This window comes from Micromonospora sp. NPDC005087, from assembly GCF_042872965.1.
GTDB lineage: Bacteria > Actinomycetota > Actinomycetes > Mycobacteriales > Micromonosporaceae > Micromonospora.
This window is the reverse complement of sequence record NZ_JBIALB010000010.1, coordinates 179,513-200,479: the sequence shown is the minus strand read 5'-3', so window position 1 is coordinate 200,479 and position 20,967 is coordinate 179,513. Positions and strand designations below refer to the sequence as shown.

20 protein-coding genes and 3 tRNA genes are annotated in these 20,967 nt (G+C 73.7%); 6 read left to right on the top strand and 17 right to left on the bottom strand.

Translation table 11 applies throughout. The features are described from left to right. Window positions 1-1,521, top strand: a complete 1,521-nt coding sequence (locus ACFYPS_RS23400) for a CYTH and CHAD domain-containing protein (RefSeq protein ID WP_354966966.1) — start codon at window positions 1-3, stop codon at window positions 1,519-1,521. Beyond that, entirely contained in the window at window positions 1,509-2,384 is an 876-nt protein-coding gene (locus tag ACFYPS_RS23395) for an NUDIX hydrolase (RefSeq protein WP_354966967.1), read from the top strand. Before ACFYPS_RS23400 ends, ACFYPS_RS23395 begins: the two co-directional genes overlap by 13 nt. A gap of 25 nt (window positions 2,385-2,409) precedes the next feature. Here ACFYPS_RS23395 and ACFYPS_RS23390 read toward each other — a convergent pair whose 3' ends face one another. From ACFYPS_RS23390 to leuC, 4 genes are all read right to left on the bottom strand, one after another. Next, entirely contained in the window at window positions 2,410-4,290 is a 1,881-nt protein-coding gene (locus ACFYPS_RS23390) for an endonuclease/exonuclease/phosphatase family protein (RefSeq protein WP_354966968.1), read from the bottom strand. Window positions 4,291-4,431: 141 nt separating this feature from the next. Continuing rightward, the gene (locus ACFYPS_RS23385; protein ID WP_387326989.1) at window positions 4,432-5,142 is read right to left on the bottom strand and encodes an HU family DNA-binding protein; all 711 of its coding nucleotides are present in this window, start codon (window positions 5,140-5,142) and stop codon (window positions 4,432-4,434) included. A 172-nt stretch (window positions 5,143-5,314) separates the two neighbouring features. Then, window positions 5,315-5,902 (bottom strand): 3-isopropylmalate dehydratase small subunit, encoded by a 588-nt coding sequence (gene leuD / locus ACFYPS_RS23380; RefSeq protein WP_354966970.1) that lies wholly within the window; start codon window positions 5,900-5,902, stop codon window positions 5,315-5,317. A gap of 14 nt (window positions 5,903-5,916) precedes the next feature. Beyond that, window positions 5,917-7,362 (bottom strand): 3-isopropylmalate dehydratase large subunit, encoded by a 1,446-nt coding sequence (gene leuC, locus ACFYPS_RS23375; protein WP_387326987.1) that lies wholly within the window; start codon window positions 7,360-7,362, stop codon window positions 5,917-5,919. 49 nt (window positions 7,363-7,411) lie between these two features. Here leuC and ACFYPS_RS23370 point away from each other — a divergent pair, with 49 nt between their 5' ends. Beyond that, the gene (locus ACFYPS_RS23370; protein ID WP_036374687.1) at window positions 7,412-8,098 is read left to right on the top strand and encodes an IclR family transcriptional regulator; all 687 of its coding nucleotides are present in this window, start codon (window positions 7,412-7,414) and stop codon (window positions 8,096-8,098) included. A 210-nt stretch (window positions 8,099-8,308) separates the two neighbouring features. Here the strand turns inward: ACFYPS_RS23370 and ACFYPS_RS23365 are convergent. The 4 genes from ACFYPS_RS23365 to ACFYPS_RS23350 form a co-directional block, all read right to left on the bottom strand. After that, window positions 8,309-8,381: transfer RNA gene (locus ACFYPS_RS23365), tRNA-Glu, on the bottom strand. Window positions 8,382-8,535: 154 nt separating this feature from the next. After that, a tRNA-Glu gene (locus ACFYPS_RS23360) sits at window positions 8,536-8,608 on the bottom strand. A gap of 134 nt (window positions 8,609-8,742) precedes the next feature. Next, a tRNA-Gln gene (locus ACFYPS_RS23355) sits at window positions 8,743-8,814 on the bottom strand. 108 nt (window positions 8,815-8,922) lie between these two features. Continuing rightward, the gene (locus ACFYPS_RS23350; RefSeq protein ID WP_354966972.1) at window positions 8,923-9,726 is read right to left on the bottom strand and encodes a fumarylacetoacetate hydrolase family protein; all 804 of its coding nucleotides are present in this window, start codon (window positions 9,724-9,726) and stop codon (window positions 8,923-8,925) included. 174 nt (window positions 9,727-9,900) lie between these two features. Between ACFYPS_RS23350 and ACFYPS_RS23345 the strand changes: the two genes are divergently transcribed. Both ACFYPS_RS23345 and ACFYPS_RS23340 read left to right on the top strand, forming a co-directional pair. Continuing rightward, on the top strand, window positions 9,901-11,346 hold the full coding sequence (locus ACFYPS_RS23345; RefSeq protein ID WP_387326984.1) for a hypothetical protein: 1,446 nt from the start codon (window positions 9,901-9,903) through the stop codon (window positions 11,344-11,346). Between the two features lie 34 nt (window positions 11,347-11,380). Further along, complete coding sequence (locus ACFYPS_RS23340) at window positions 11,381-12,247, top strand: 3-methyladenine DNA glycosylase (RefSeq protein WP_387326982.1); 867 nt, start codon at window positions 11,381-11,383, stop codon at window positions 12,245-12,247. A 26-nt stretch (window positions 12,248-12,273) separates the two neighbouring features. Here the strand turns inward: ACFYPS_RS23340 and ACFYPS_RS23335 are convergent, their stop codons facing one another. The 9 genes from ACFYPS_RS23335 to ACFYPS_RS23295 all read right to left on the bottom strand — a co-directional run bounded on the left by ACFYPS_RS23335 (window position 12,274) and on the right by ACFYPS_RS23295 (window position 19,534). Then, a complete protein-coding gene (locus ACFYPS_RS23335; protein ID WP_354966975.1) occupies window positions 12,274-12,870 on the bottom strand; it encodes a TetR family transcriptional regulator in 597 nt (198 codons plus the stop codon). 73 nt (window positions 12,871-12,943) lie between these two features. Then, window positions 12,944-13,942 carry an aldo/keto reductase gene (locus tag ACFYPS_RS23330; protein ID WP_387326979.1) on the bottom strand — a complete coding sequence of 333 codons (999 nt, stop codon included), beginning with the start codon at window positions 13,940-13,942 and terminating at the stop codon, window positions 12,944-12,946. 114 nt (window positions 13,943-14,056) lie between these two features. Continuing rightward, window positions 14,057-14,482, bottom strand: coding sequence for an alternative ribosome rescue aminoacyl-tRNA hydrolase ArfB (gene arfB / locus ACFYPS_RS23325; protein ID WP_121654221.1), 426 nt, complete (start codon window positions 14,480-14,482; stop codon window positions 14,057-14,059). Between the two features lie 34 nt (window positions 14,483-14,516). Next, a complete protein-coding gene (locus ACFYPS_RS23320) occupies window positions 14,517-14,813 on the bottom strand; it encodes a hypothetical protein (RefSeq protein WP_387326975.1) in 297 nt (98 codons plus the stop codon). Window positions 14,814-14,923: 110 nt separating this feature from the next. Then, window positions 14,924-15,784 (bottom strand): S1C family serine protease, encoded by an 861-nt coding sequence (locus ACFYPS_RS23315; protein ID WP_387326972.1) that lies wholly within the window; start codon window positions 15,782-15,784, stop codon window positions 14,924-14,926. A gap of 39 nt (window positions 15,785-15,823) precedes the next feature. After that, window positions 15,824-16,783, bottom strand: coding sequence for a VWA domain-containing protein (locus ACFYPS_RS23310; RefSeq protein ID WP_354966979.1), 960 nt, complete (start codon window positions 16,781-16,783; stop codon window positions 15,824-15,826). Then, window positions 16,780-17,799 carry a DUF58 domain-containing protein gene (locus ACFYPS_RS23305; protein WP_354966980.1) on the bottom strand — a complete coding sequence of 340 codons (1,020 nt, stop codon included), beginning with the start codon at window positions 17,797-17,799 and terminating at the stop codon, window positions 16,780-16,782. Before ACFYPS_RS23305 ends, ACFYPS_RS23310 begins: the two co-directional genes overlap by 4 nt. Continuing rightward, on the bottom strand, window positions 17,796-18,845 hold the full coding sequence (locus tag ACFYPS_RS23300; protein WP_354966981.1) for a MoxR family ATPase: 1,050 nt from the start codon (window positions 18,843-18,845) through the stop codon (window positions 17,796-17,798). The genes ACFYPS_RS23305 and ACFYPS_RS23300 overlap by 4 nt, the downstream gene beginning before the upstream one ends. A gap of 233 nt (window positions 18,846-19,078) precedes the next feature. Then, entirely contained in the window at window positions 19,079-19,534 is a 456-nt protein-coding gene (locus ACFYPS_RS23295; protein ID WP_387326968.1) for a hypothetical protein, read from the bottom strand. Between the two features lie 393 nt (window positions 19,535-19,927). On the opposite strand from ACFYPS_RS23295, the gene ACFYPS_RS23290 reads away from it, so the two are divergent. Further along, complete coding sequence (locus tag ACFYPS_RS23290) at window positions 19,928-20,923, top strand: endonuclease/exonuclease/phosphatase family protein (RefSeq protein WP_354966983.1); 996 nt, start codon at window positions 19,928-19,930, stop codon at window positions 20,921-20,923. Window positions 20,924-20,967 lie beyond the last annotated feature (44 nt).

The window sequence follows — 20,967 nt, the reverse complement described above, 5'->3', positions numbered from 1 at the left end:
ATGGTGGAGGAGGAGCAGAAGCACGAGGTGGACGACGCCTACGTGCTGCCGGACCTGTCCGCCACCTCCCCGGCCGGTGGCGAGGTCCGCGCGCTGCCGCCGGTGACGCTGGTCGCCCGCTACCTCGACACCGTCGACCTGCGGCTTGCCCGGGCCGGCGCCTCGCTGCGCCACCGCCGGGGCGACGATCTGCCCTGGACGGTGAAGCTGCCCACGTCGACGCCCGGTGTCCGGCACGAGATCTCCCGTCCCGGGCCGGTCGGACAACCGCCGCCGGAGCTGGTGGAGCTGGTCACCGCCCTGCACCGGGGCGCGCCGCTGGCGCCGGTGACGGTGGTGCGTACGGTCCGGCACGCCCACGAGGTGCGCGACGGCGCCGGCACGGTGCTCGCCGAGGTGGTGGACGACCGGGTGACCGTGCTCGACGACGCCGGCGCCACCACCGACACCTTCCGCGAGCTGGAGGCGGAGCTCAAGGCCGGCGACCGCGAACTGCTGGACCGGATCGGCGTGGTTCTGCGGGAGGCCGGCGCGCGGCACGGGGCGTTCATTCCGAAGCACGTGCGGGCGCTGGGCGCGGCGGCACAGGCCGAGCCGGACCTGGTCGCGCCGTCCGGGCTGCCGGCCGACCCGAGCGCCGGGGACGTGGTGACCGAGGCGGTCCGAAAGGAGGTACGCCGCCTGCTCGCGCACGACCCGCTGGTGCGGCTGCACGCCCCGGGCGGCGGCGGTGACAGCGCCGTCCACCAGATGCGGGTCGCCTGCCGGCGGCTCCGCACCGACCTGCGCACCTTCGCGCCGCTGGTCCGCAGGAGCTGGTCCCGCCCGCTGCGGGCTGAGCTGCGCTGGCTGGCCGGCGTGCTCGGCGCGGCCCGCGACGCCGAGGTGCTGCGCGACCGGCTGCGGCGCACCGCGACCACCGATCCGCTCAGCCCACTCGACCCGCGCGCGGTGGACCGGCTCGACGAGGCGCTCGCCGAACGGCAGCGGCAGGCCCTGGCCGCGGTCCACGAGGCGCTGCGCTCGGCGCGCTACCTGGCCCTGGTGGACGCCCTGGTGCTGGCCGCCCGCGCCCCCCGGCTCACCCGCCGGGCGGCCGCCCCGGCCGCGCGGGCGCTGCCCGGGCTGGTGGCACGCGCCTGGCGACAACTGACCGGGCCGGACGGCGTCGACGGCCTCGACCCGCTGGCGCCGGACGACCGCTGGCACGCCGTGCGCAAGGAGGGCAAACAGGCCCGGTACGCGGTCAACGCGGTCGCCCCGGCGCTCGGCAAGGATGCGCGCCGGCTGTCTCGCGCCCTTGCCGGGGTCCAGGATGTGCTGGGCGAGCACCAGGACGCCGCCGTCGCCGCGGACACCTGGCTGGCCCTCGCCGCCGACCGGCCGGACGACCACGAGCTGGCGGTCACCGCCGGTCGGCTGGCCGAACGGGAACGCGAGACGGTACGCCGGATGCGTGCCCGCTTCCCCGCCGCCTGGCACCGGGCAACCCGGCGACGGCGGACCCGATGGCTGCCGTGACCGGCATCCGGGCGGCCGGTGGGGTGGCCTGGCGACCGTCCGCCGACGGTGTGCAGGTCTGCGTCGTGCACCGCCCGCGCTACGGGGACTGGACGCTGCCGAAGGGCAAGCTGGAGCCGGGCGAGCACCCGCTGGTCGCGGCGGTACGCGAGTTGGCCGAGGAGTCCGACGTGCGGGGCGTGCCGCAGGTGCGGCTGCCGTCGGTGCGCTACCGCAGCGAGGGCCAGCCGAAGCTGGTCGACTACTGGTCGATGCTCGCGATGGGCTCCGGCGGCTTCCAGCCCGGCACCGAGGTGGACGACGTGCGCTGGCTCGCCGTGGACGACGCGATCCGGTTGGTCAGCTACCCGCACGACGCTGAGGTGCTGGGCGCGTTCGCCGCGCTGCCACCGGTGACCGGGACGATCGCGCTGATCCGGCACGGGCACGCCGGCAAGCGGGCCACCTGGACCGGCCCCGACACCGGACGGCCGCTGGACGCCGAGGGATGGGCTCAGGCGCAGGCGCTGGCCGGGCTGGTCGCCCTGGTCCGGCCGGCCCGTCTGGTGTCGGCGTCGCCGCGCCGCTGTGTGCAGACCCTGGACCCGGCCGCCGCGCTGCTCGACCTGCCGATCGAGATCTGCGGCGACCTGGACGAGCCGCAGCCGGGCCAGCAGCTCGACGAGCAGGTCCTCGCCACCGCCGCCCGGCTGCTGGAGCTGGCCGGCGGCGGGCGGGTGGCGGTGTGCGGGCAGGGCAAGGTGCTGCCGGGCGCCCTGGAGCAGCTGTCCGGCCGCGCCGACGAGGACTTCACCACGCCGAAGGGCGGCGGCTGGCTGCTCGCCTTCACCGCCGACCGGATGCTCGCTGCGGACCGCCTGTAGGCCGCGGCCGCCCTGAGCCGGCGGGTCAGCGGGCCGTGAGGGTGACGGCGACCGGCAGGTGGTCGCTGGACGTGCCACGCGGCGCGACCGGGCCGGTGGGTGCCAGGCCGGGTGAGACGAAGACGTGGTCGATCTGCTGGCGCGGATCGTCGGCCGGACTGGTCGCCAGCGGCCGGGCGGCCGCCAACGCGTCGACTAGACCGGCCGCGGTGAACTGCCCGAACGCCTCGTCACCCGGTTCGGTGTTCAGGTCGCCGGCCACCACCAGCGGCCGGCCGGCCGCGTACCGGGTGGCGAAGTCGGCGACCGCGCGGGCCTGGACCACCGGACCCCGGTGGGGCGGCGGTTGCAGGTGGGTGCTGACGACCGCGGTGCGAACGCCGGCACCGAGGTCCAGGGTGACGGCGAGGGCCTGCGCACCGGTGGGCGCCCCGACGGCGGGCAGCGGCAGGGTCCGCGGATCGGTCACCGGCCAACGGCTGAGCACCGCGTCGCCCCAGACGGGGTCGGCGGCCGGCCCGAAGAAGTACGGCATGCCGAGCTGGTCGGCCAGCAGGTCCAGGGTGTCGTGGCCGCCGTTGAGCAGCCAGCCCCGGTCCACCTCGCTGAGCAGCACCACGTCGGGCCGCTGCCGGTCGACGGCGGCGGTCAGCCCGGCCAGGTCGAACCGCCCGTCGAGCCCGAAACCCATCCGGACGTTGTACGCCACCACGGTCAGCCGCTCCGGCGGGCCGTCCCGGTTGTCGGCCACCGGCACCTCGTCGGCGAGCAGCGGCGCCAGCAGAGCCAGCGCGGTGACCGCGGCCGTGGTCCGCAACGGCGGCAACGGTGCCGGGGCCGGGCGGCCGACGGGACGGGCGGCGAGGGCGACGACGGCGACCAGCGCGGCGACCACCACCGGCACCGCGCCGTTGGGGTAGCCGAGGTCGTAGGCGGAGTAGTACCCGACCGCCCCCAGCACGAAGACGAGCATGCCGACGGCGACCGCGTATCCCCGACGGCCCGCCCACCGCACGCTGTCCTCCGCGCCCTCGACGCGGCCGGCGTCGTCGGTGTGGGCCAGGCAGGCGCCGAGACCGACGGCGGTGAGCAGGACGGCCGCGACGAGCAGATCGCCCCGGTCCAGCGCGAAGAGCAGCGCACCGGCCAGCAGTGCCGCCGGTCCGAGTGCCCGACCCCACCGCCGGGGCGCACCGACCAGTGCGGCCAGCAGGAATCCGGCGACCGCCACCGGCAGCGGGGCCAGCCCGAACAGCGGCGAGCGGGCCACGCCGTCCCCCGCGACCAGGTACGAGGTTCCGGTCCGGGCCAGCGCCGGACTGAGCGCCACCATCCCGGCCAGCAGCAGTGCCGGCCCGGCCAGCAGCCAGGCCCTGGCGCCACCGGGGCCGGCGGGCACGGACGGCAGCGCCGTGCCGAGCAGGAACACCGCCACCGCGACGGCGCTGAGCAGCCAGGCCACCCAGTCACCCCGCCAGACCAGGTCATACGTGTCCAGCACCGCGTGCGCGGCCGCGTTGGCCGCCAACCCCAGCGCCAGCCCGGGCACCGGTCGGTCGGTGGCGGCGGCGACGCCGACCAGCCAGACCAGCCCGGCCAACAGCCCGGCGGTGGCCAGCCAGAGCTGCGTACGCCCGCCCGGAGCGGCGGTGAGCGCGAGCCGGGCGGCGGCCAGCACAACGGCAGCGGCGACGGTGACCGGGCGGGCGCCCACCCGGCGGACCAGCGCCGGTGCGGCCAGCGCGAGCACGAACCAGCCGAGGGCGAACGCGCCCATCAGCTCGGCCGGGGTGGACGCGGCCTGGCCGAAGATGGTGATGATGCCGGGCAGCCACACCCGCAGCACGTCGATGAGCAGGATGACGCCCAGCGCGAGCCATCCGGTGGTGAGCTGGCGGTAGCGCACCGGCGCCCTCTTCCCGTCGGCGGGCCGGCAAAGGGGGGCCGGCACGGCGATTCTGCGCGTGCCGGCCCGTCCGGTCAACGGTCCGGGCTACGCCGAAAAGGGCGCCCACCCCACGGGTAGACGCCCTTTCCTGCGGGTCGGTCAGCGCTTGCTGGCCGCCTTCTTGGCCGGGGCCTTCTTGGCCGGGGCCTTCTTCGCCGCCGTGCTCTTGCTCGCCGCCGTGGTGGTCTTCTTCGCCGCAGCGGACCTGGTCGCCGCGGCGCTCTTCTTCGCCGGGGCGGTCTTCTTGCTGGCGGCCGCCTTGGTCGCCGTGGCGGTCTTGCTCGCCTTGGCCGGGGCGGTCTTCTTGCTGGCCGCCTTGGTGGCCGTGGCGGTCTTGCTCGCCTTGGCCGGGGCGGTCTTCTTGCTGGCCGCGGTGGTCTTCTTGCTGGCCGCCTTGGCCGCGGTGGCCTTGGTGCCCGCGGCCTTGGTGCCCGCCGCCTTGGTGCCCGCCGCCTTGGTGCCCGCCGCCTTGGTGCCGGCGGTCTTGGCCGTGGTGGTGGCGGTCTTCTTCGCCGCCGCCGTGGCCCTCGGCACCTTGCCGCTGGCCACCATCTCCTTGAATCCGGCGCCGGCGCGGAAGGTGGGGACAGATGTCTTCTTGACCTTCACCGCCTCGCCGGTACGCGGGTTGCGCGCTGTTCGCGCGCCACGCACACGCTTTTCGAATGCTCCGAATCCGGTGATCGCCACCTTCTCGCCCTTGGTGACCGCCGCCTGGACCTCAGTGAGGACCGCGTCGAGCGCGGCCGTCGCCGTTTTTCGGTCCCCCAGGCGAACAGCGAGCGCCTCGATGAGCTCGGCCTTGTTCACGACTTCCTCCCGATTGTGCAACTGACTCGACGCGAGCCATTCTGCGCGCACGGTATGCCCTGTGCTGCCGGGACACAAACATTCGGTGGAAAAAAGCCCTTGTGTCGCAACGGATTCACCCCCACCGGTTGGACCGATGGGGGCGGAATCCGGTGTGCGGTCGGGCGTACGGCTATGCCACCGAGGGCAGGAACGGCAGTCGGCCCGCCTCGTAGGAGTCGATGTCGGCGGCGTGCCGAAGGGTGAGTCCAATGTCGTCCAGGCCCTTCAGCAACCGCCACCGGCTGAAGTCGTCCAGCGGAAACGACCAGCTGGCGTCCCCGGCCCGGAGCTGGCGAGCGGTCAGGTCGACGGTCACCGGAGTGCTCGGATCCGCCTCGACGAGGCCCCACAGTTCTTCGACGGCTTTCAATGCCAACTCGACCGGCAGCAGACCCTCCTTGAGTGCGTTGCCGCGGAAGATGTCGCCGAAGCCCGGGGCCACGACTGCGCGAAAGCCCCAGTCCCGGAGAGCCCAGACTGCGTGCTCGCGGGAGGATCCGGTGCCGAACTCCGGACCGGCGATGAGGATCGACGCCCCGGAATACGAATGATCGTTGAGCACGAATGCCGGATCTTCGCGCCAGGCACTGAACAGTCCGTCGGCGAAGCCGGTCCGAGTCACCCGCTTGAGGTACACGGCCGGGATGATCTGATCGGTGTCCACGTTGGAACGCCGCAGCGGCACGGCGGTGCCGGTGTGGGTGGTGAACTTGTCCATCTCCTCGGTCCCTTCTACAGGTCGGCGGGGGCGGCCAGCCGGCCGACCACGGCGGTGGCGGCGGCGACCGGCGGGGAGACGAGGTGGGTACGCCCGCCCGGACCCTGACGGCCCTCGAAGTTGCGGTTGGAGGTGGAGGCGGAGCGCTCGCCCGGCTTCAGCGTGTCGGGGTTCATCCCCAGGCACATCGAGCAGCCGGCGAACCGCCACTCGGCGCCGGCATCGGCGAAGACCTTGTCCAGCCCTTCGGCCTCGGCGGCCTCCCGCACCGCGGCGGAGCCGGGCACCACGAGCATCCGTACCCCGTCGGCGACCGTGTGGCCGCGCAGCACGTCGGCGGCGGCCCGCAGGTCCTCCAGGCGGCCGTTGGTGCAGGAACCCACGAAGACCACGTCGATGGGCAGCTCACGCAGCGGCGTGCCGGCGCGCAGGTCCATGTACTCCAGCGCCCGGCGGGCCGCGGCACGTTCGGAGTCGGTGGCGAACTCCTCCGGGTCCGGCACCGGCGCGCTCAGTGGCGCGCCCTGACCGGGGTTGGTGCCCCAGGTGACGAACGGGGTGACCCGGCTGGCGTCCAGGGTCACCTCGGCGTCGAAGCGCGCGCCCTCGTCGGTGGGCAGCGACCGCCACCACGTGACCGCCGCGTCCCAGTCCGCGCCCTGCGGCGCGTTCGGCCGACCCTTGAGGTACGCGAAGGTGGTCTCGTCCGGCGCGATCATGCCGGCCTTGGCGCCCCACTCGATGGACATGTTGGCGATCGTCATCCGCCCCTCCATCGAGAGGGCGCGGATGGCCTCGCCGCGGTACTCGACGATGTGCCCGCGACCGCCGCCGGTGCCGACCTGGGCGATCAGCGCGAGCACCAGGTCCTTGGCGGTGACCCCCGGGGCGAGCCGGCCGATGACGTTCACGGCCATGGTCTTCGGCCGGCTCTGCGGCAGCGTCTGGGTGGCCAGCACGTGCTCCACCTCGCTGGTGCCGATGCCGAAGGCGAGCGCGCCGAACGCGCCGTGGGTGGCGGTGTGCGAGTCGCCGCAGACGATGGTCAGGCCCGGTTGGGTGAGCCCGAGCTGCGGGCCGATGACGTGCACGATGCCCTGGTTGTCGTCGCCGAGCGGGTGCAGCCGCACGCCGAACTCGGCGCAGTTGCGGCGCAGCGTCTCGATCTGCGTCCGGGACGTGGGGTCCGCGATGGTGAGCAGGTCACCACGGCGGGACCGGAACGCCGGATCGGCGTACCCGGTCGGGGTGTTGTGGTCCTCGGTCGCGAGCGTCAGGTCGGTACGGCGCACCCGGCGACCGGCGAGCCGCAGCCCGTCGAACGCCTGCGGGCTGGTCACCTCGTGCAGCAGGTGCAGGTCGATGAAGAGCAGGTCCGGCTCACCAGCGGCGGACCGTACGACGTGCGCGTCCCAGACCTTCTCGGCCAGGGTCCTCGGCTGAGGAGTGACTCCCACCATCTGGACATCCTAAATTCTGGGAGGTAAGTTTCGGCTTGTGGGACACAGTATGAGCGGTGTCGGCGTTCTCGACAAGGCGGTGGTCATCCTGGCCGCCTGTGTCGACGGCGCCAGCCTGGCCGAACTCGTTGAGCGCACGAAGCTGCCCCGGGCCACCGCGCACCGGCTGGCACAGGCACTGGAGATTCACCGGATGCTGGTCCGGGACACCCAGGGTCGCTGGCGTCCCGGCCCGCGGCTGGGCGAGCTGGCCAACGCCGCGCCGGACGTCCTGCTGACCGCCGCCGAACCGCTGCTGGCCGCGCTGCGCGACGCCACCGGCGAGAGCGCACAGCTCTACCTGCGCCGCGCCGACGAACGGATCTGCGTGGCGGCGGCCGAGCGCGCCAGCGGCCTGCGGGACACCGTTCCGGTCGGGTCGGTGCTGCCGATGACCGCCGGGTCCGCGGCCCAGATCCTGCTCGCCTGGGAGCCGCCGGAGGCGGTGATGCCGCTGCTGCCACGCAGCAAGTTCACCGGCCGCACCCTGGCCGAGGTACGGCGCCGCGGCTGGGCGCAGAGCGTGGCCGAGCGGGAGGCCGGTGTGGCGAGCGTCTCCGCCCCGATCCGCGACCGCACCGGCAGAGTGATCGCCGCCGTCAGCATCTCCGGCCCGATCGAGCGCCTCGGCCGCCGCCCCGGCGAACGCCACGCCATGGCCGTGGTGAGAGCCGGCCAACGCCTCTCCGGCCTCTAACCCCCACCCCACCCCACCCCGACCCGGGCCCCGCCTGGGCCCCACCCCCCGCCGGCGTGATCAAGAGGTTTGCGTCAGTCCACCCGGCGTGGCATGACGCAAAGCTCTTGATCACGCGGACGGGAGGGGGCGGGAGGGGGACGCGGGCGGGGGGTGGGACTGGGTATGCAGGAAGGCTCGCCTCGCGGAGCGAGACGAGCCTTCGGTTTGTAGCCCCGACCGGATTCGAACCGGCGCTACCGCCTTGAGAGGGCGGCGTCCTGGGCCACTAGACGACGGGGCCAGAACTTTCCTGCTTCACCGCCCTCGCGAGCGGTGCGGCTGTAGTCTAGCGGCACCGTATCCCGGGGGGCAGCACGGGGTGCGGGCCCGGCGGGGCGCGCGAGGTGGACACGAAACAGCCCGCCTCACCAGGTGAGACGGGCTGTGCGCTGATGTAGCCCCGACCGGATTCGAACCGGCGCTACCGCCTTGAGAGGGCGGCGTCCTGGGCCACTAGACGACGGGGCCAGAACCACTTCTGCTCCTCCACCGTCGCGGGCGGAGGAGCTGCACTCTACCAGAGACCACCCTCCGCCCCCGCGGGGGCGGAGTCGCACTCCGTCAGAATCCAGCGTCCGGGATTCTCGCGAATCCCAGCTGCGCTGGGGTACCAGGACTCGAACCTAGACTAACTGAACCAGAATCAGTCGGGCTGCCAATTACCCCATACCCCATTGGCCCCTTGCGGCGCCGGGAGTGAACATTACCCTCCCGGTGCCGGCAGGCCAAATCCGATCCCCCCGAACCGCCCGTGAGCTGCGGAAACAGGGGCATCGGACGGATCAGGCGACCGGGACCACCGGGTTGGTGAGCTCCCCGATGCCCTCGATCCGCACGGTGACCGCATCCCCCTCGACGAGCGGGCTAACCCCTGCCGGCGTGCCGGTGAGCACCACGTCGCCGGGCAGCAGCGTCATCACGTGCGAGATGTACGACACCAGGCCGGGCACGTCGAAGACCATGTCCTTCGTCCGGCCGAGCTGGCGTACCTCCATCTCCTCCGGGTTGCGGCCCACCTCGCACCGGATCTCCAGGTCGGAGACATCCAGACCGGTGGTGATCCACGGCCCGATCGGGCAGAACGAGTCGAAGCCCTTGGCCCGGGTCCACTGCCCGTCGGAGCGCTGGAGATCACGGGCGGTGACGTCGTTGGCGCAGGTGTAGCCGAAGATGGCGCGTTCGGCGGCGGCCCGGTCGGCTCGGCGCGCCCCCGGCGCCCCGATCACCACCGCCAGCTCCGCCTCGTGCTCCACCTGCTTGGAGAAGATCGGCAGCCGGATCGCGTCCCGGGGACCGATCACCGAGGTGGACGGCTTGAGGAAGAGCAACGGCTCCTTGGGCACCTCGCTGCCGTGCTCGGCGGCGTGGTCGGCGTAGTTGCGACCCACGCAGACCACCTTGCTGGGCAGGATCGGCGAGAGCAGTCGGACGTCGGAGAGGGCCCAGCGGGCCCCACTGAAGGAGAGCTTGCCGAACGGGTGGCCTTCGATCTCGGCGATGGTCAGGCCCTGCGGCCCGGCCTCCGGCTCGCCCTCGACGACCCCGAACGACATTCCCTTGGCATGAGCGAAACGAGCGATACGCACCCGGCCAATCTATCCCCGCCGCCAGGTTTACCGACCAGGACCGGCTGCCGGGTGTGCTCAAGCCGTCAGGTGGGGGCACCCTAGCCGAGGCGGCGACGGCCCGGGCCGGCTTCCCGACTTCGTACCCGCACGGAGGCAGCGCGCCCCTAGCGTCGGCTCCGGAGGTTCGTTCGTATGCCTGCATCGACACGACACCACAGAGCCCTCGCAGTGCTCGTGCACTGCCTCGGCATCCTCGCCGCCGTGCCGGCCCTGCCCACGGCGGCCCCGGAGGCGGCGGCCACGCCACGACCACCGGCCGTCACGCCACAACCAACGGCGGCCCCGCCACGACCAGCGGGGGCCCTGCCGCCACCGGTCGCCAGCACGCCGCCGCCGGTGGCGGTGGCCGCGCGGGCACCCGCCGCGGCGACCGCGGAGCCCACGCCACCGTCGGCGCCGCCAGCGATGGCGCCACCCTCGCGGAAACCGGCGAAGGCGCTCCCGCCCCCGGTCACGGTGGCGGTCGCGCCGGAGAGCAGCCCCGCCCCGCGGTACCGGATACACGTCCGCAACGTGGGCAACTCGCCGGTCGACACGACGGTGCGCCAGGAGCTGCCGCCCGGCGCCTCGGCCACCTCGATCAGTTCCGGCGGACGAGCCACCCGCGCCGGCGGGTCCGCCACCGAGGTGACCTGGCGGTTGAGGCTGCCCGCGCACAGCAGCACCACGCTCGGCACGGCGCTCGCCGCGACCGCGCCGGGCCAACCGATGACCGCGCCGGCCTGCGCGTTCACCAGCGACGGCAGCCGGCCGTACGACTGCGCCACAGCCACCTGGCAGGCGGCGGCGACGCCGGCGGCGGCCGAGGTCACCGAGGCGCCGGCCTGGCGGCGGATCCCGGTGCTGCTGGCCGGGCTGGCCGTCCTGCTGCTGCTCTGCGCCGGTGCGTTCTGGGTGTGGCGTCGCCGCCGGCGTGGGCGGCGGATGACGGCCGCCGCCCTGGCCGCCGGCGGGGCGCCCGACGACGGACGCGGGACGGTCTATCCGCGTCCGTCGTCCCCGAGCCCGGCGCGGCGTCGGCGTACCCCGCCGGTCTGGTTGCTGGTCGGCGCGGCGGTGGTCGTGCTGGCCGGCGTACTCGGTGCTGCCGGCTGGACAGCGACCCGGCGGGTGGCGGCGATCGACACCCAGAAGCAGCCGACCAGCGGCGCGTGGATGGGCACCGCGGTGTCCGGCCCGGTCGGCATGCCGCTGCGCGAGTCGGCGTTCGAGTTCACCGTGTACCGGATGTCGTGCGGTGCGGCCGGCTCCGCCGGGCCGGCCGACGGCGGCGGTACGGCGCCGGCCGCGGGTCGGCGGTGCCAGGCCACGGTCGGTGTGCGCAACGTCACCGGCGATCAGCAGCCCTGGCACGGCCAGCTGCAACGGGCCTACCTGCCGGGCGGGCGCTGGGTGAGCACCGACGAGCCGGCCACCCAGGCGGCCAACCTGGGTCGGGACGTCTTCGCCGATCCGGTGGCCGCGGGCACCCGGGTGGTGCTCCCGCTGGTGTTCACCGTCGACGGGCGGGACCCGCCCCGGCAGCTGGAGCTGCGCAGCGGGGTGTTCTCCGCCGGCGTGCGGGTGGACATGCCCTGACCGGCGGGCGGGCGGCGGTCGTACCCTGGGGTCCGTGACCGCCGCCCTCGCCCCCGCCGTGCTCGACGTGGCGGCCTGGCAGGCCCGCCGCCGGGCCCACGAGGAGCGGGTGGACGGCTGGCTGACCCCGCACCTGGCCCGCCGGCGCCGCGGCGAGCGGCACCCGGTGGCCGATTTCCTCTTCACCTACTACTCGCACCGTCCGGCCCAGCTGCGTCGCTGGCACCCGGGCGCGGGGGTCGAGCTGCGTGGCGCGGATCCGGCCGATTTCGGCCGGGACTACCGCGCCACCACCGTCGGGGTCACCCTCGACACCGAGGCGGTACGGGCGCGACGCAGCGACTCGATCGGCTGGATCCGCTCGCTGCTGGCGGCCACCGCCGGGCGGACGCCGCACTTCGGCTGCTTCGGGATGCATGAGTGGGCGATGGTCTACCGGCAGACCCGTGAGGAGCTGCGGCACAACGCCTGGCCGTTGCGGCTGGACCCGGAGCGGACCGCCGCGATCGTCGAGGAGCGGGGCGTGCGGTGCAGCCACTTCGACGCGTTCCGGTTCTTCACGCCGCCAGCCCGGCCGTTGAACGTGCTCACCCCGACCCGGGAGACCCAGCACGCGCACGAGCAGCCGGGCTGCCTGCACGCGAACATGGACCTCTACAAGTGGGCGTACAAGCTGTCGCCGCTGCTGCCCTCGGAGCTCGTCGCGGACTGCTTCGAGCTGGCCCGGGAGATCCGCACCCTGGACATGCGGGCCTCCCCGTACGACCTGGCGGCGTTGGGTCATCCGCCGGTGCGGGTGGAGACGCCGGAGGGCCGGGCGGAGTACGCCGCCGCGCAGCGCGGCTTCACCGATCGGGCCGCCGTGCTGCGCGACCGGTTGCTCGCCGCCGTGCCAGCCTGACCTGCTCGCCGCCGAGCCAGCCCGACTCAGCTCTCCGGGCGGGTACGCAGGCCGTCGATGAGCAGCGCGACCACCGCTGCCATGTCATCGTCGAGGCCCGGTTCGCTCCACTCGGTGCGGTGGGACGGGTGGTGGAAGCGGGCGGTGGCCTGCAACAGCGCCCGGCCGGCCACCGCCGGGTCGGGCACGCTGAACTCGCCGGCCGCCAGCCCGTCCGCGACGATCAGGGTGAGCTGGCCGGCGAGGACCTCAAGGTGCTTGGCGACCGCGCCCTCGGAGAGGGTGGCGAGCTGGTGGAAGTTGTCGAACAGCTCCGGGTCCTCGCGGGCGATCCGGCGCTTGGTGCCGCTCAGCTCGGCGAGCCACCGGCGCAGCCGCTGCGGGGCCGGACCGGGGCCGGTGGCCACCTCGATCAGCGGGGTGGAGACCCGCGCCAGCCAGCGGTCGGCGACCGCATCGCGCAGCGCGGCCTTGCTGGCGAAGTGCCGGTAGACGCTGCCGTGGCTGACGCCCAGCGCCCGGGCGACGTCCAGCACGGTGGCCTTGGCGGGCCCGTACCGGCGCAGCACCTCCTCGGCGGTGTCGAGGATGCGGTCGGCCGTCAGGGCGGTGGCGTCGCTCATCCCTCCAGCCTTCCTGACCGCGCGGACGGCCGTGGCGCGGCCCCCGGCCGGCGGTCGCGCCACGGCCCGGCGGTCATGCCCGCTCGCTGTCCAGGAGCGCCATCTGCGCCTCGTCGTAGCGGCTGCCGGAGGCCGCGCCGGCCGGGACGGCGGCCTCGATCGCGGCCAGGTCCGCCGCGGTCAGGGTGATCGCGGTCGCACCCAGCGCCTCGGTCAGCCGGTCCCGACGCCGGGCGCCGATCAGGGGCACGATGCTCTCGCCCCGGGCGAGCACCCAGGCGATGGCGATCTGCGCCACGGTGACGCCGCGAGCCTCGGCGATCGCGCGCAGGGCGTCCACCAGGGCGAGGTTGCGGTCCAGGTTGGCGCCTGCGAACCGGGGCAGGTGGCCTCGGAAGTCGGCGCCGACGGTCTCCCGCTGCGCCGTCCAGTGGCCGCTGATCAGGCCCCGGGACAGCACCCCGTACGCGGTGATCCCGACGCCCAGCTCGCGCGCTGTCGGCAGGATCTCGGCCTCGGGGTCGCGGGAGATCAGCGAGTATTCGATCTGGAGGTCGGTGATCGGGTGCACGGCGTGCGCCCGGCGCAGCGTCTCTGCGCTCACCTCGGACAGGCCGATGTGCCGGACGTGACCGGCCTTGACCAGCTCGGCCAGGGTGCCCACCACCTCCTCCACGGGCACGTCCGGCGTGAGCCGGGCGGGGCGGTAGATGTCGACGTGGTCGGTGCCGAGACGGCGCAGGGTGTACGCCAGGAAGTTCTTGATCGCGGCGGGTCGGACGTCGACGCCGTTCCAGCCGCCCTCGGCGTCGCGCAGCGCGCCGAACTTGACGCTGATGACGGCGTCGTCCCGGTTGCGACCGCGCAGCGCGTCGCGCAGCAGCATCTCGTTGTGCCCCATGCCGTAGAAGTCACCGGTGTCCAGCAGGGTGACGCCGGCGTCGAGCGCGGCGTGGATGGTGGCGATGCTCTCGGCCTCGTCGGCGGCGCCGTAGAGGTCGGACATGCCCATCAGGCCGAGCCCGAGTGCGGAGACGGTGGGGCCGGTGGTGCCGAGGATGCGGGTGTTCATGGGTCTTCCTCTCCTGGGTGACCCGTTGAGCGTACATCCTTTGGCTGACAGATTCCAGATTCTGTCATCCAGTAGCTGGAAGGACCCGAAGCCTGCCCAGGGAATTGGGACGAACTACTCGCCGTCGACGCGGCGGTCGCGCTTGCGCTGGGACTGACGCTTCTTCTCGGCCAGCCGGCGCTCCTTGGCTCCCCGGGACGGGCGCGTCGCCCGGCGCGGCGGAGGTGGGGGCGCCGCGGCCTCGCGCAGCAGCGCGGCCATCCGCTCACGGGCCGCCTCCCGGTTGGCCAGCTGCGCCCGGTGCTCACTGGCGGCGATCGTCAGCACCCCGTCCACCAGGCGGTTGGCCAGCCGGGCCAGCGCCCGGGACCGGACCGACTCGGGCACGGCCGGCGAGTTCGCCAGGTCATAGCTCAGCTCGACCCGGGAGTCGGCGGTGTTCACGCCCTGCCCACCGGGCCCGGACGAGCGGGAGAAGCGCTCCCGCAGCTCCCCGGCGGGGACGACCCACCGGTCGGTCACCCGCAGTCCGTCGTCCACGCCCCGAGGCTAACCCGCACCGCCGCTCCCGAGGTCACCGGTGCGGTGGTTCACTCTGCGTCGTCGACGGGCTGGGCGCCGGGCCCGCGGTCTCGTCGTCGGAGCCGACCGCGGCGTAGGCCGCCGCGCCGACCAGCAGCAGCGCGATCACCCCGGCCTTGGTGGCGACGGCCCGGATCAACAGCCACGCGCTGCGCCGGACACCCGGCACCGACTTCTTGACGGTCTGATAGTCACTCCACCCACGCCGCGCCCGGGTGTACGCCGACCCCACTGCAATTCCGATGACCAGGCCCACCAGCAGGAGGACCACGAGAAGAGGACGCTCCACCTCAGCCAGTATCCATACCGAGCGTCATATTTCCATGGCCCGATGCTCTCCGGCCGGATATCCGACAGTGGCGGCGATCCCACGGGCCCCCGAAGGGCTGTCCGGGCAGCTCAGCCGCCCTTGCCGATGATCGTGTCGGCGGTCTGCTGCACCTGCTCGATCGGAATGGCGAAGCCGATGCCGATCGAGCCATTGCCGTCGATGGTGGCTATCGCGGTGTTCACCCCGACCACCTCCCCACGGGCGTTCACCAACGGTCCACCCGAGTTGCCGGGATTGATCGACGCGTCGGTCTGCACCGCGCTGTGCCGGTTGTTGCCCAACCGCACCTGACGGTCCAACGCGCTGACGATTCCCGCGGTTACCGTCCCGGACAGACCGAGCGGCGAGCCCACCGCGAGCACCGGCTCACCGACCCGCGTGGCACCCGGCTTGGCCAGCGGCAACGGGGCGAGCCCGGCCGACGCGGGCACCTTCAGCACCGCCAGGTCGCTGCGCGGCTCCCGGCCGACCACCTCGGCGGCGTACCGGCGGCCGTCGGGCAGCTCCACCGTCACCGGTCCGCCGCCACCCTTGGCCAGGATGTGGTCGTTGGTGATGAGGTGCTGCTCGTCGTCGACGGCGAAGCCCGAACCGGTCGCGGACGAGCCGTTCGCGCCGCCGGCGAGCACCGACACCACTCCGGGTACGGTCCGCTCGGCGGCGGTGACCAGCTCCGCCGGCACCGGGGCGGCGGACGCCGCCGCCTCGCCGGGAGCGCCGTCCCGACCGGCCACCACGCCACCGGCCACGGCGCCCGAGACGGCGGAGAGCGCCACCACCGCCAGCGCGGCGAGCAGTCGGCCCGGCCGCCGTCCGCCGGGGTCCCGCCCGGTGCCGGGGGCGTCCCAGAACCCGCGGCCGTCCGGGTCGAGTTCCGGCGAGATGAACCAGGGACCGCGCGGTTCGCCCAGTCCGGTCTGCACTGCCATGCGTACTCCTCACGGTCGAAGTCCGTTGCGCGCGGCGGATCAGGGAAGTCGGGAGAACCAGCGCATCGAGCCGGCGGCGGCACCCATGGCGAAGACCAGCCCGAGGCCGATGAACCGGGCCGAGACGTCCTGCCGTTCGGTGCGGTAGCCGACCGAACTGCCGATGTCGTCGTAGACGGCGCGCAGTTCCTCGCTGGTGCTGGCCTCGTGGAACATCCCGCCGGTCTCGTCGGCGACCGCCTTGAGGGTCTGCCCGTCGACCGGCACCTGGATCGGCCGCCCGCCCCGGTCCACGAACCCGGACGGGGTGCCGAAGGAGATCGCGTGCACCGGCACCTCCGCCGCCACCGCTTCCGCCGCCGCCTCCATCGGGTCCATCCCGGAGGTGTTCGCCCCGTCGGAGAGCAGGATGATCCGGGCCGGCGGGGTCTCCGTGGCAGCCTGGCTGTCCAGGCTCTTGACCGCGCCGAGCGAGGTGTTGATGGCCTCGCCGATCGCGGTGCCCTGCACCCCGGTCACCCCCTCGGCGAGCCGGCCGATCCCCTCCTCCAGAGCCTCCCGGTCGGTGCCGGGCGGCACCAGCACGGCCGCGCTGCCGGCGAACGCGACCAGACCGACGTTGAACTCGTCGGGCAGGCCGTCGACGAAGCGCCGCGCCGCCTGCTTCGCCGCGGTCAGCCGGTCCGGGTCGACGTCGGTGGCGAGCATGGAGGTGGACACGTCCACCGCCACCATCACCGTGGCGCGTTCCCGGGGCACCTGGACCTCTGCGGTGGGCCGGGCGAAGCCGACCACGAGCAGGGCCAGCATGGCCAGGAACAGCCCGGCGGGGACGTGCCGACGCCACGCCGGCCGATCCGGAGCCACCCGGTCCAGCAGCCGCAGGTTGGTGAAGCGGACCGCGTACCGGCTGCGTCGGCGCTGCATCACCAGGTACGCGACGACCAGGGCGAGCACGCCGAGCAGCAGCCAGAGTCGCAGCGGCGACTGCCAGATCACGCGGCACCTCCCCGGACGACTCCCGCCGGCGCGGCGGCCAACCGACGCTGGGCGTGCACGTGCCGGACGATGTCCGCGCTCCAGTCCCGGTCGGTGCGCAACGCCAGGTGGGTGGCCCCACTGCGCCGCAGCGCCTGGTGGACCTGGTCACGCTGGGCGGCGGCCGCCGCGGCGTACCGCTCCCGCAGCCGACGGTCCGATGTGCACACCTCGCGTCGACGGCCGGTCTCCGGGTCGACCAGCGTGATCAGGCCGACGTCCGGCAGCTCCAGCTCACGCGGGTCGGTCACCTCGATCCCCAGCACCTGGTGCCGGACGGCCAGCCGGCGCAGGGTCCGCTCCCAGGGCGGTGGCTCGTCGGGGTCGTCGGGCAGGCCGTCGAGGAAGTCGGAGACCACCACGACCAGACCGCGTCGGTTGGCGACCCGGTGCAGGGCGTCGAGCCCGTCCGCCAGCTCGGGCGACCCGACCGGCACCCCGACCGACGGCCCGGGCCGGTCGCCGGGTGCGGTGCCGCGGGGTACGGCCAGCAGCGCGCGGAGCAGGCCGAGCAGGTGGGTACGCCCACTGCGGGCCGGGAAACGCCGGACCCCGTCGGCGCGCAGCACCTGGGCCCCGAGCCGGTTGCCGACCCCGGCGGTCAGGAAGCCGATCGCGGCGACCGCGGCCACCGCCAGCTCCCGCTTGTCCAGGTCCGCGGTGCCGAACTCCATGCTGGCGCTGGCGTCGACCAGCAGCCAGGTGGTCAGTTCCCGGTCGGCGTCGACCTGCCGGACGTGCGGCACGGCGGTCCGGGCGGTCACCGCCCAGTCCATCCGGCGGACCTCGTCCTCGCCCGGCCGGTACTCGCGACTGCCGGCCGGTTCGCTGCCCGGCCCGGGCAGCAGGCCGCGGTACTGGCCGTGCAGCAGGCCGTTCAGTCGGCGTGTGACGGTCAGCTCCAGGCGGCGCAGCCGCTGGTCCGGAGCCAGCTCGGCGAGGCCGGGATCGGCCGGCGCGACGACCGCGCGCCTCATGCCGCCGCCAGGTCGGGGGCCTGCTGCGGGTGGCTGTCGGCCAGCCGGGGCGGTGGCACGGCCTCCACCAGCCGGCGGACCACGCCTTCGGCCGAGACCCCGTCGGCCACCGCGTCGAAGGAGAGCACCAGCCGGTGCGCGAGGACGTCCACCGCCAGCTCGCGGACGTCCTCGGGCAGCACGTACTCCCGCCCGCGCAGCAGCGCCCGGGCCCGGGCGGCCGCGACCAGGCCGAGGGTGGCCCGCGGGCTGGCCCCGTACGCCAGCAGTGACGCGATCTCCGGTAGCCCGAACCGGCCCGGGTCGCGGGTGGCGAGGATGAGCCGGACCACGTACTCGGCCAACGCGTGGTGGACGAAGACCCGCTCGGCGTGGGCCTGGAGGTCTTGCAGCCGTTGCGCGTCGAGCACCTGGCGCGGGCTCGGCCGGTCGGTGCTCATCCGGTAGAGGATCGCCAGCTCGTCGGCGTCGCTCGGGTAGTCCACGACCACCTTCATCATGAACCGGTCGCGCTGCGCCTCCGGGAGCTGGTAGACCCCCTCGGACTCGATCGGGTTCTGCGTCGCCAGCACCAGGAACGGCGTCGGCACCGGCCAGCTGCGGCCACCGATGGAGACCTGCCGCTCCGCCATCGCCTCCAGGAGCGCCGACTGGACCTTGGCCGGGGCCCGGTTGATCTCGTCGGCGAGCACGAGGTTGGCCATGATCGGGCCCAGCTCGATGTCGAAGGTCTCCTTGGAGGCCCGGTAGATCCGAGTGCCGACGATGTCGGAGGGGACCAGGTCCGGAGTGAACTGGATCCGCGAGAAGGTCCCGCCGACCACGGTGGCGAGGGTCTGCGCGGCCAGCGTCTTGGCCACGCCGGGGACCCCCTCGAGGAGGCAGTGCCCGTTGGCGACCAGGGCGGTCAGCAGGCGTTCGACGAGCCGATCCTGCCCGACGATCACGCGTTTGACCTCGAAGAGGGTCTGTTCCAGCTCGACGCCGGTCGGCTCGGCTTCGACCGGGCTGGGCACGCTGGCCAGGGTGTCCGAGATGTCCGTCACGGTGCTTGCTTCCCGGGGCGGCCGCCCGGCAAACGTCGGATTATCAGCGCGCAAGTGCCCGATGGCGCCCCGACCCGGGATGAACGGTCCGGTCGGGTGACAACCGCCCCGGGACGACACGAGCCACGCGTGCGGCAGCAGACCGGGTGCAGAGCGAAGCCGCCGGGGCGGGCCGGCGGCCTCATCGGGACAACCCGGGTGCCGGCCCCTGTCCGGGGCCGGCACCCGGACCGTCAGGAAATGTGGACGACCAGGTGGAAGCCCAGGTCCGCCGCAGCCCCCGCCGAGTTGCGGGTCTGCACGAACACCCCGTTCGGCGTGCCGAGCCGAGGCGCGACCGAGACCTCGCCGGACGGCGGGACGCAGCAGGAGTCAGCGCGGCCGACGGTGGCCGCGAAGGTGCCGGTGGTGACGATGTGACCGAACTGGACCTCGTACTGGCCGACGCCGTACTTGATCACGATGCCAACGCCGCGCGCCTTGGTGCCGTTGGCGTTGACGACCACGATGCTCGTGCTGGCGGCGAGTGTGGTTGCGGCGCCGGACTTCAGTGCGGCCTTCGCCTTGCGTGCGGACTCCGCCGTCACCGGCGGCTGGGCGTTCGTGCTGCGGGCCGCCGGCTGGACGGTCTCCGCCGGCGCCTTCGCGGTCGGCTGGGCGACGGCGATCCCGCCGCCGGCCAGGCTCAACCCCAGGACAGCGAACGTGATTGCCGCCGCCTTACGTCGGAAAGATGTGCTTATGACAGGTCCCCCTTGTGTGACCGTGCGAATGCGGCCGACCCGCAGGGCGGGACGGATGACTGCCTGTAATAGGTGGACGACGACAATGAGACCGGAGGAAGTTATCTCACGCGCACCTGGTGCGGTTGATTTCTCAACGATCCACATCCGGTCTGAGCTGGGATCACTACTCAGAGTTGCGTCGTTTAGGCCAGGTGGAACGTAGCATCGGAAAAAGCCGAACGTCAATAGTTAATCTCGCTTTATCGAGCTGTCGGTCAGCCGTCAGATAATTGTGAAATGTGAGAGCATCACCATTCATGAAAATGGGATCCGGGGGTTACCGCTAGGCTCACCGCCATGATCGTCGACGCCCCGTCCGCACCGGCCCGACGCCGCGCCGACCGGATCGGTACGGTGCTCTGCTGGCTGGCGGTCGTACCGACGGCCGCCTGGGCCGCCGCCCGGCTGGCCGGCCTGGACCGGGGGCCGCTGGTGCAGGCGCTCGCCTTCACCCCGTACGTCGCGGGCTGGAGCCTGCTGGCCCTGACCCTCACCCTCGCCCTACGGCGCTGGTGGCCGGCGGCGGTCGCGGCGCTGGTCGCGGCGGCGCTGCTCAGCGTGGTCGCACCCCGGGCCCTGGCCTCTCCGCAACCCGCGACAGGCGGGCCCACCGTGCGGCTGCTCACCGCAAACCTGCTCGCCGGCTCCGCCGACGCGCGGACGCTGGTCGAGCTGGTCCGGCGGCACCGGGTGGACGTGCTCACCGTGCAGGAGTTCACCCCGGACGCGCAAGCCGCCCTCGATCGGCTCGGTCTCGACCAACTGCTGCCCCACCGGCAGCTCAACGCGCAGGTCGGCACGCCCGGCTCGGGGCTCTACTCGCGCTGGCCGATCACCGACGCCGGTGTCCGGCACAACCGCCGCGGCTGGGGCTTCAGCCAGGCGTACGGCACGCTGGCCGTCCCCGGCGCGCCCCCGGTCCGCGTCGAGTCGGCCCACCCCTCGGCGCCATACGCGCTGGACCAGGTCGGCGCCTGGCGTGACGACCTGACCGCCCAGCCACCGGCCACTCCGGACGGTGGCCTGCGGATCCTCGCGGGGGACTTCAATGCCACCCTCGACCACGGCCCGCTACGGGCCCTGCTGCGAACCGGCTACGTCGACGCCGCCGACGCCACCGGAGCGGGGCTGACCGGCACCTGGGGCCCGTACGACGGCGACCTGATCCCGCCGGTCACCATCGACCACGTGCTGATCGATCGCCGGATAGCCGCCCGGACCGTGACCGTGCACGACCTACCCGGCACCGACCACCGTCCCGTGCTGGCCACCCTCCGCCTCCCGGCCACCTGACCCCCGGCCCCCACGCCCCGCCCTGCCCCGATCCGGGCGGGGGT

Coding starts and splice junctions, on each gene's coding strand:
- ACFYPS_RS23335 (WP_354966975.1), bottom strand. CDS start 12,870: ATGAGCGACGCCACCGCCCTGACGGCCGACCGCATCCTCGACACCGCC.
- leuC (WP_387326987.1), bottom strand. CDS start 7,362: ATGGTGGGAGTCACTCCTCAGCCGAGGACCCTGGCCGAGAAGGTCTGG.
- ACFYPS_RS23290 (WP_354966983.1), top strand. CDS start 19,928: ATGATCGTCGACGCCCCGTCCGCACCGGCCCGACGCCGCGCCGACCGG.
- ACFYPS_RS23370 (WP_036374687.1), top strand. CDS start 7,412: ATGAGCGGTGTCGGCGTTCTCGACAAGGCGGTGGTCATCCTGGCCGCC.
- ACFYPS_RS23400 (WP_354966966.1), top strand. CDS start 1: ATGGTGGAGGAGGAGCAGAAGCACGAGGTGGACGACGCCTACGTGCTG.
- ACFYPS_RS23330 (WP_387326979.1), bottom strand. CDS start 13,942: ATGAACACCCGCATCCTCGGCACCACCGGCCCCACCGTCTCCGCACTC.
- ACFYPS_RS23315 (WP_387326972.1), bottom strand. CDS start 15,784: ATGGCAGTGCAGACCGGACTGGGCGAACCGCGCGGTCCCTGGTTCATC.
- ACFYPS_RS23305 (WP_354966980.1), bottom strand. CDS start 17,799: ATGAGGCGCGCGGTCGTCGCGCCGGCCGATCCCGGCCTCGCCGAGCTG.
- ACFYPS_RS23345 (WP_387326984.1), top strand. CDS start 9,901: ATGCCTGCATCGACACGACACCACAGAGCCCTCGCAGTGCTCGTGCAC.
- leuD (WP_354966970.1), bottom strand. CDS start 5,902: ATGGACAAGTTCACCACCCACACCGGCACCGCCGTGCCGCTGCGGCGT.
- ACFYPS_RS23395 (WP_354966967.1), top strand. CDS start 1,509: ATGGCTGCCGTGACCGGCATCCGGGCGGCCGGTGGGGTGGCCTGGCGA.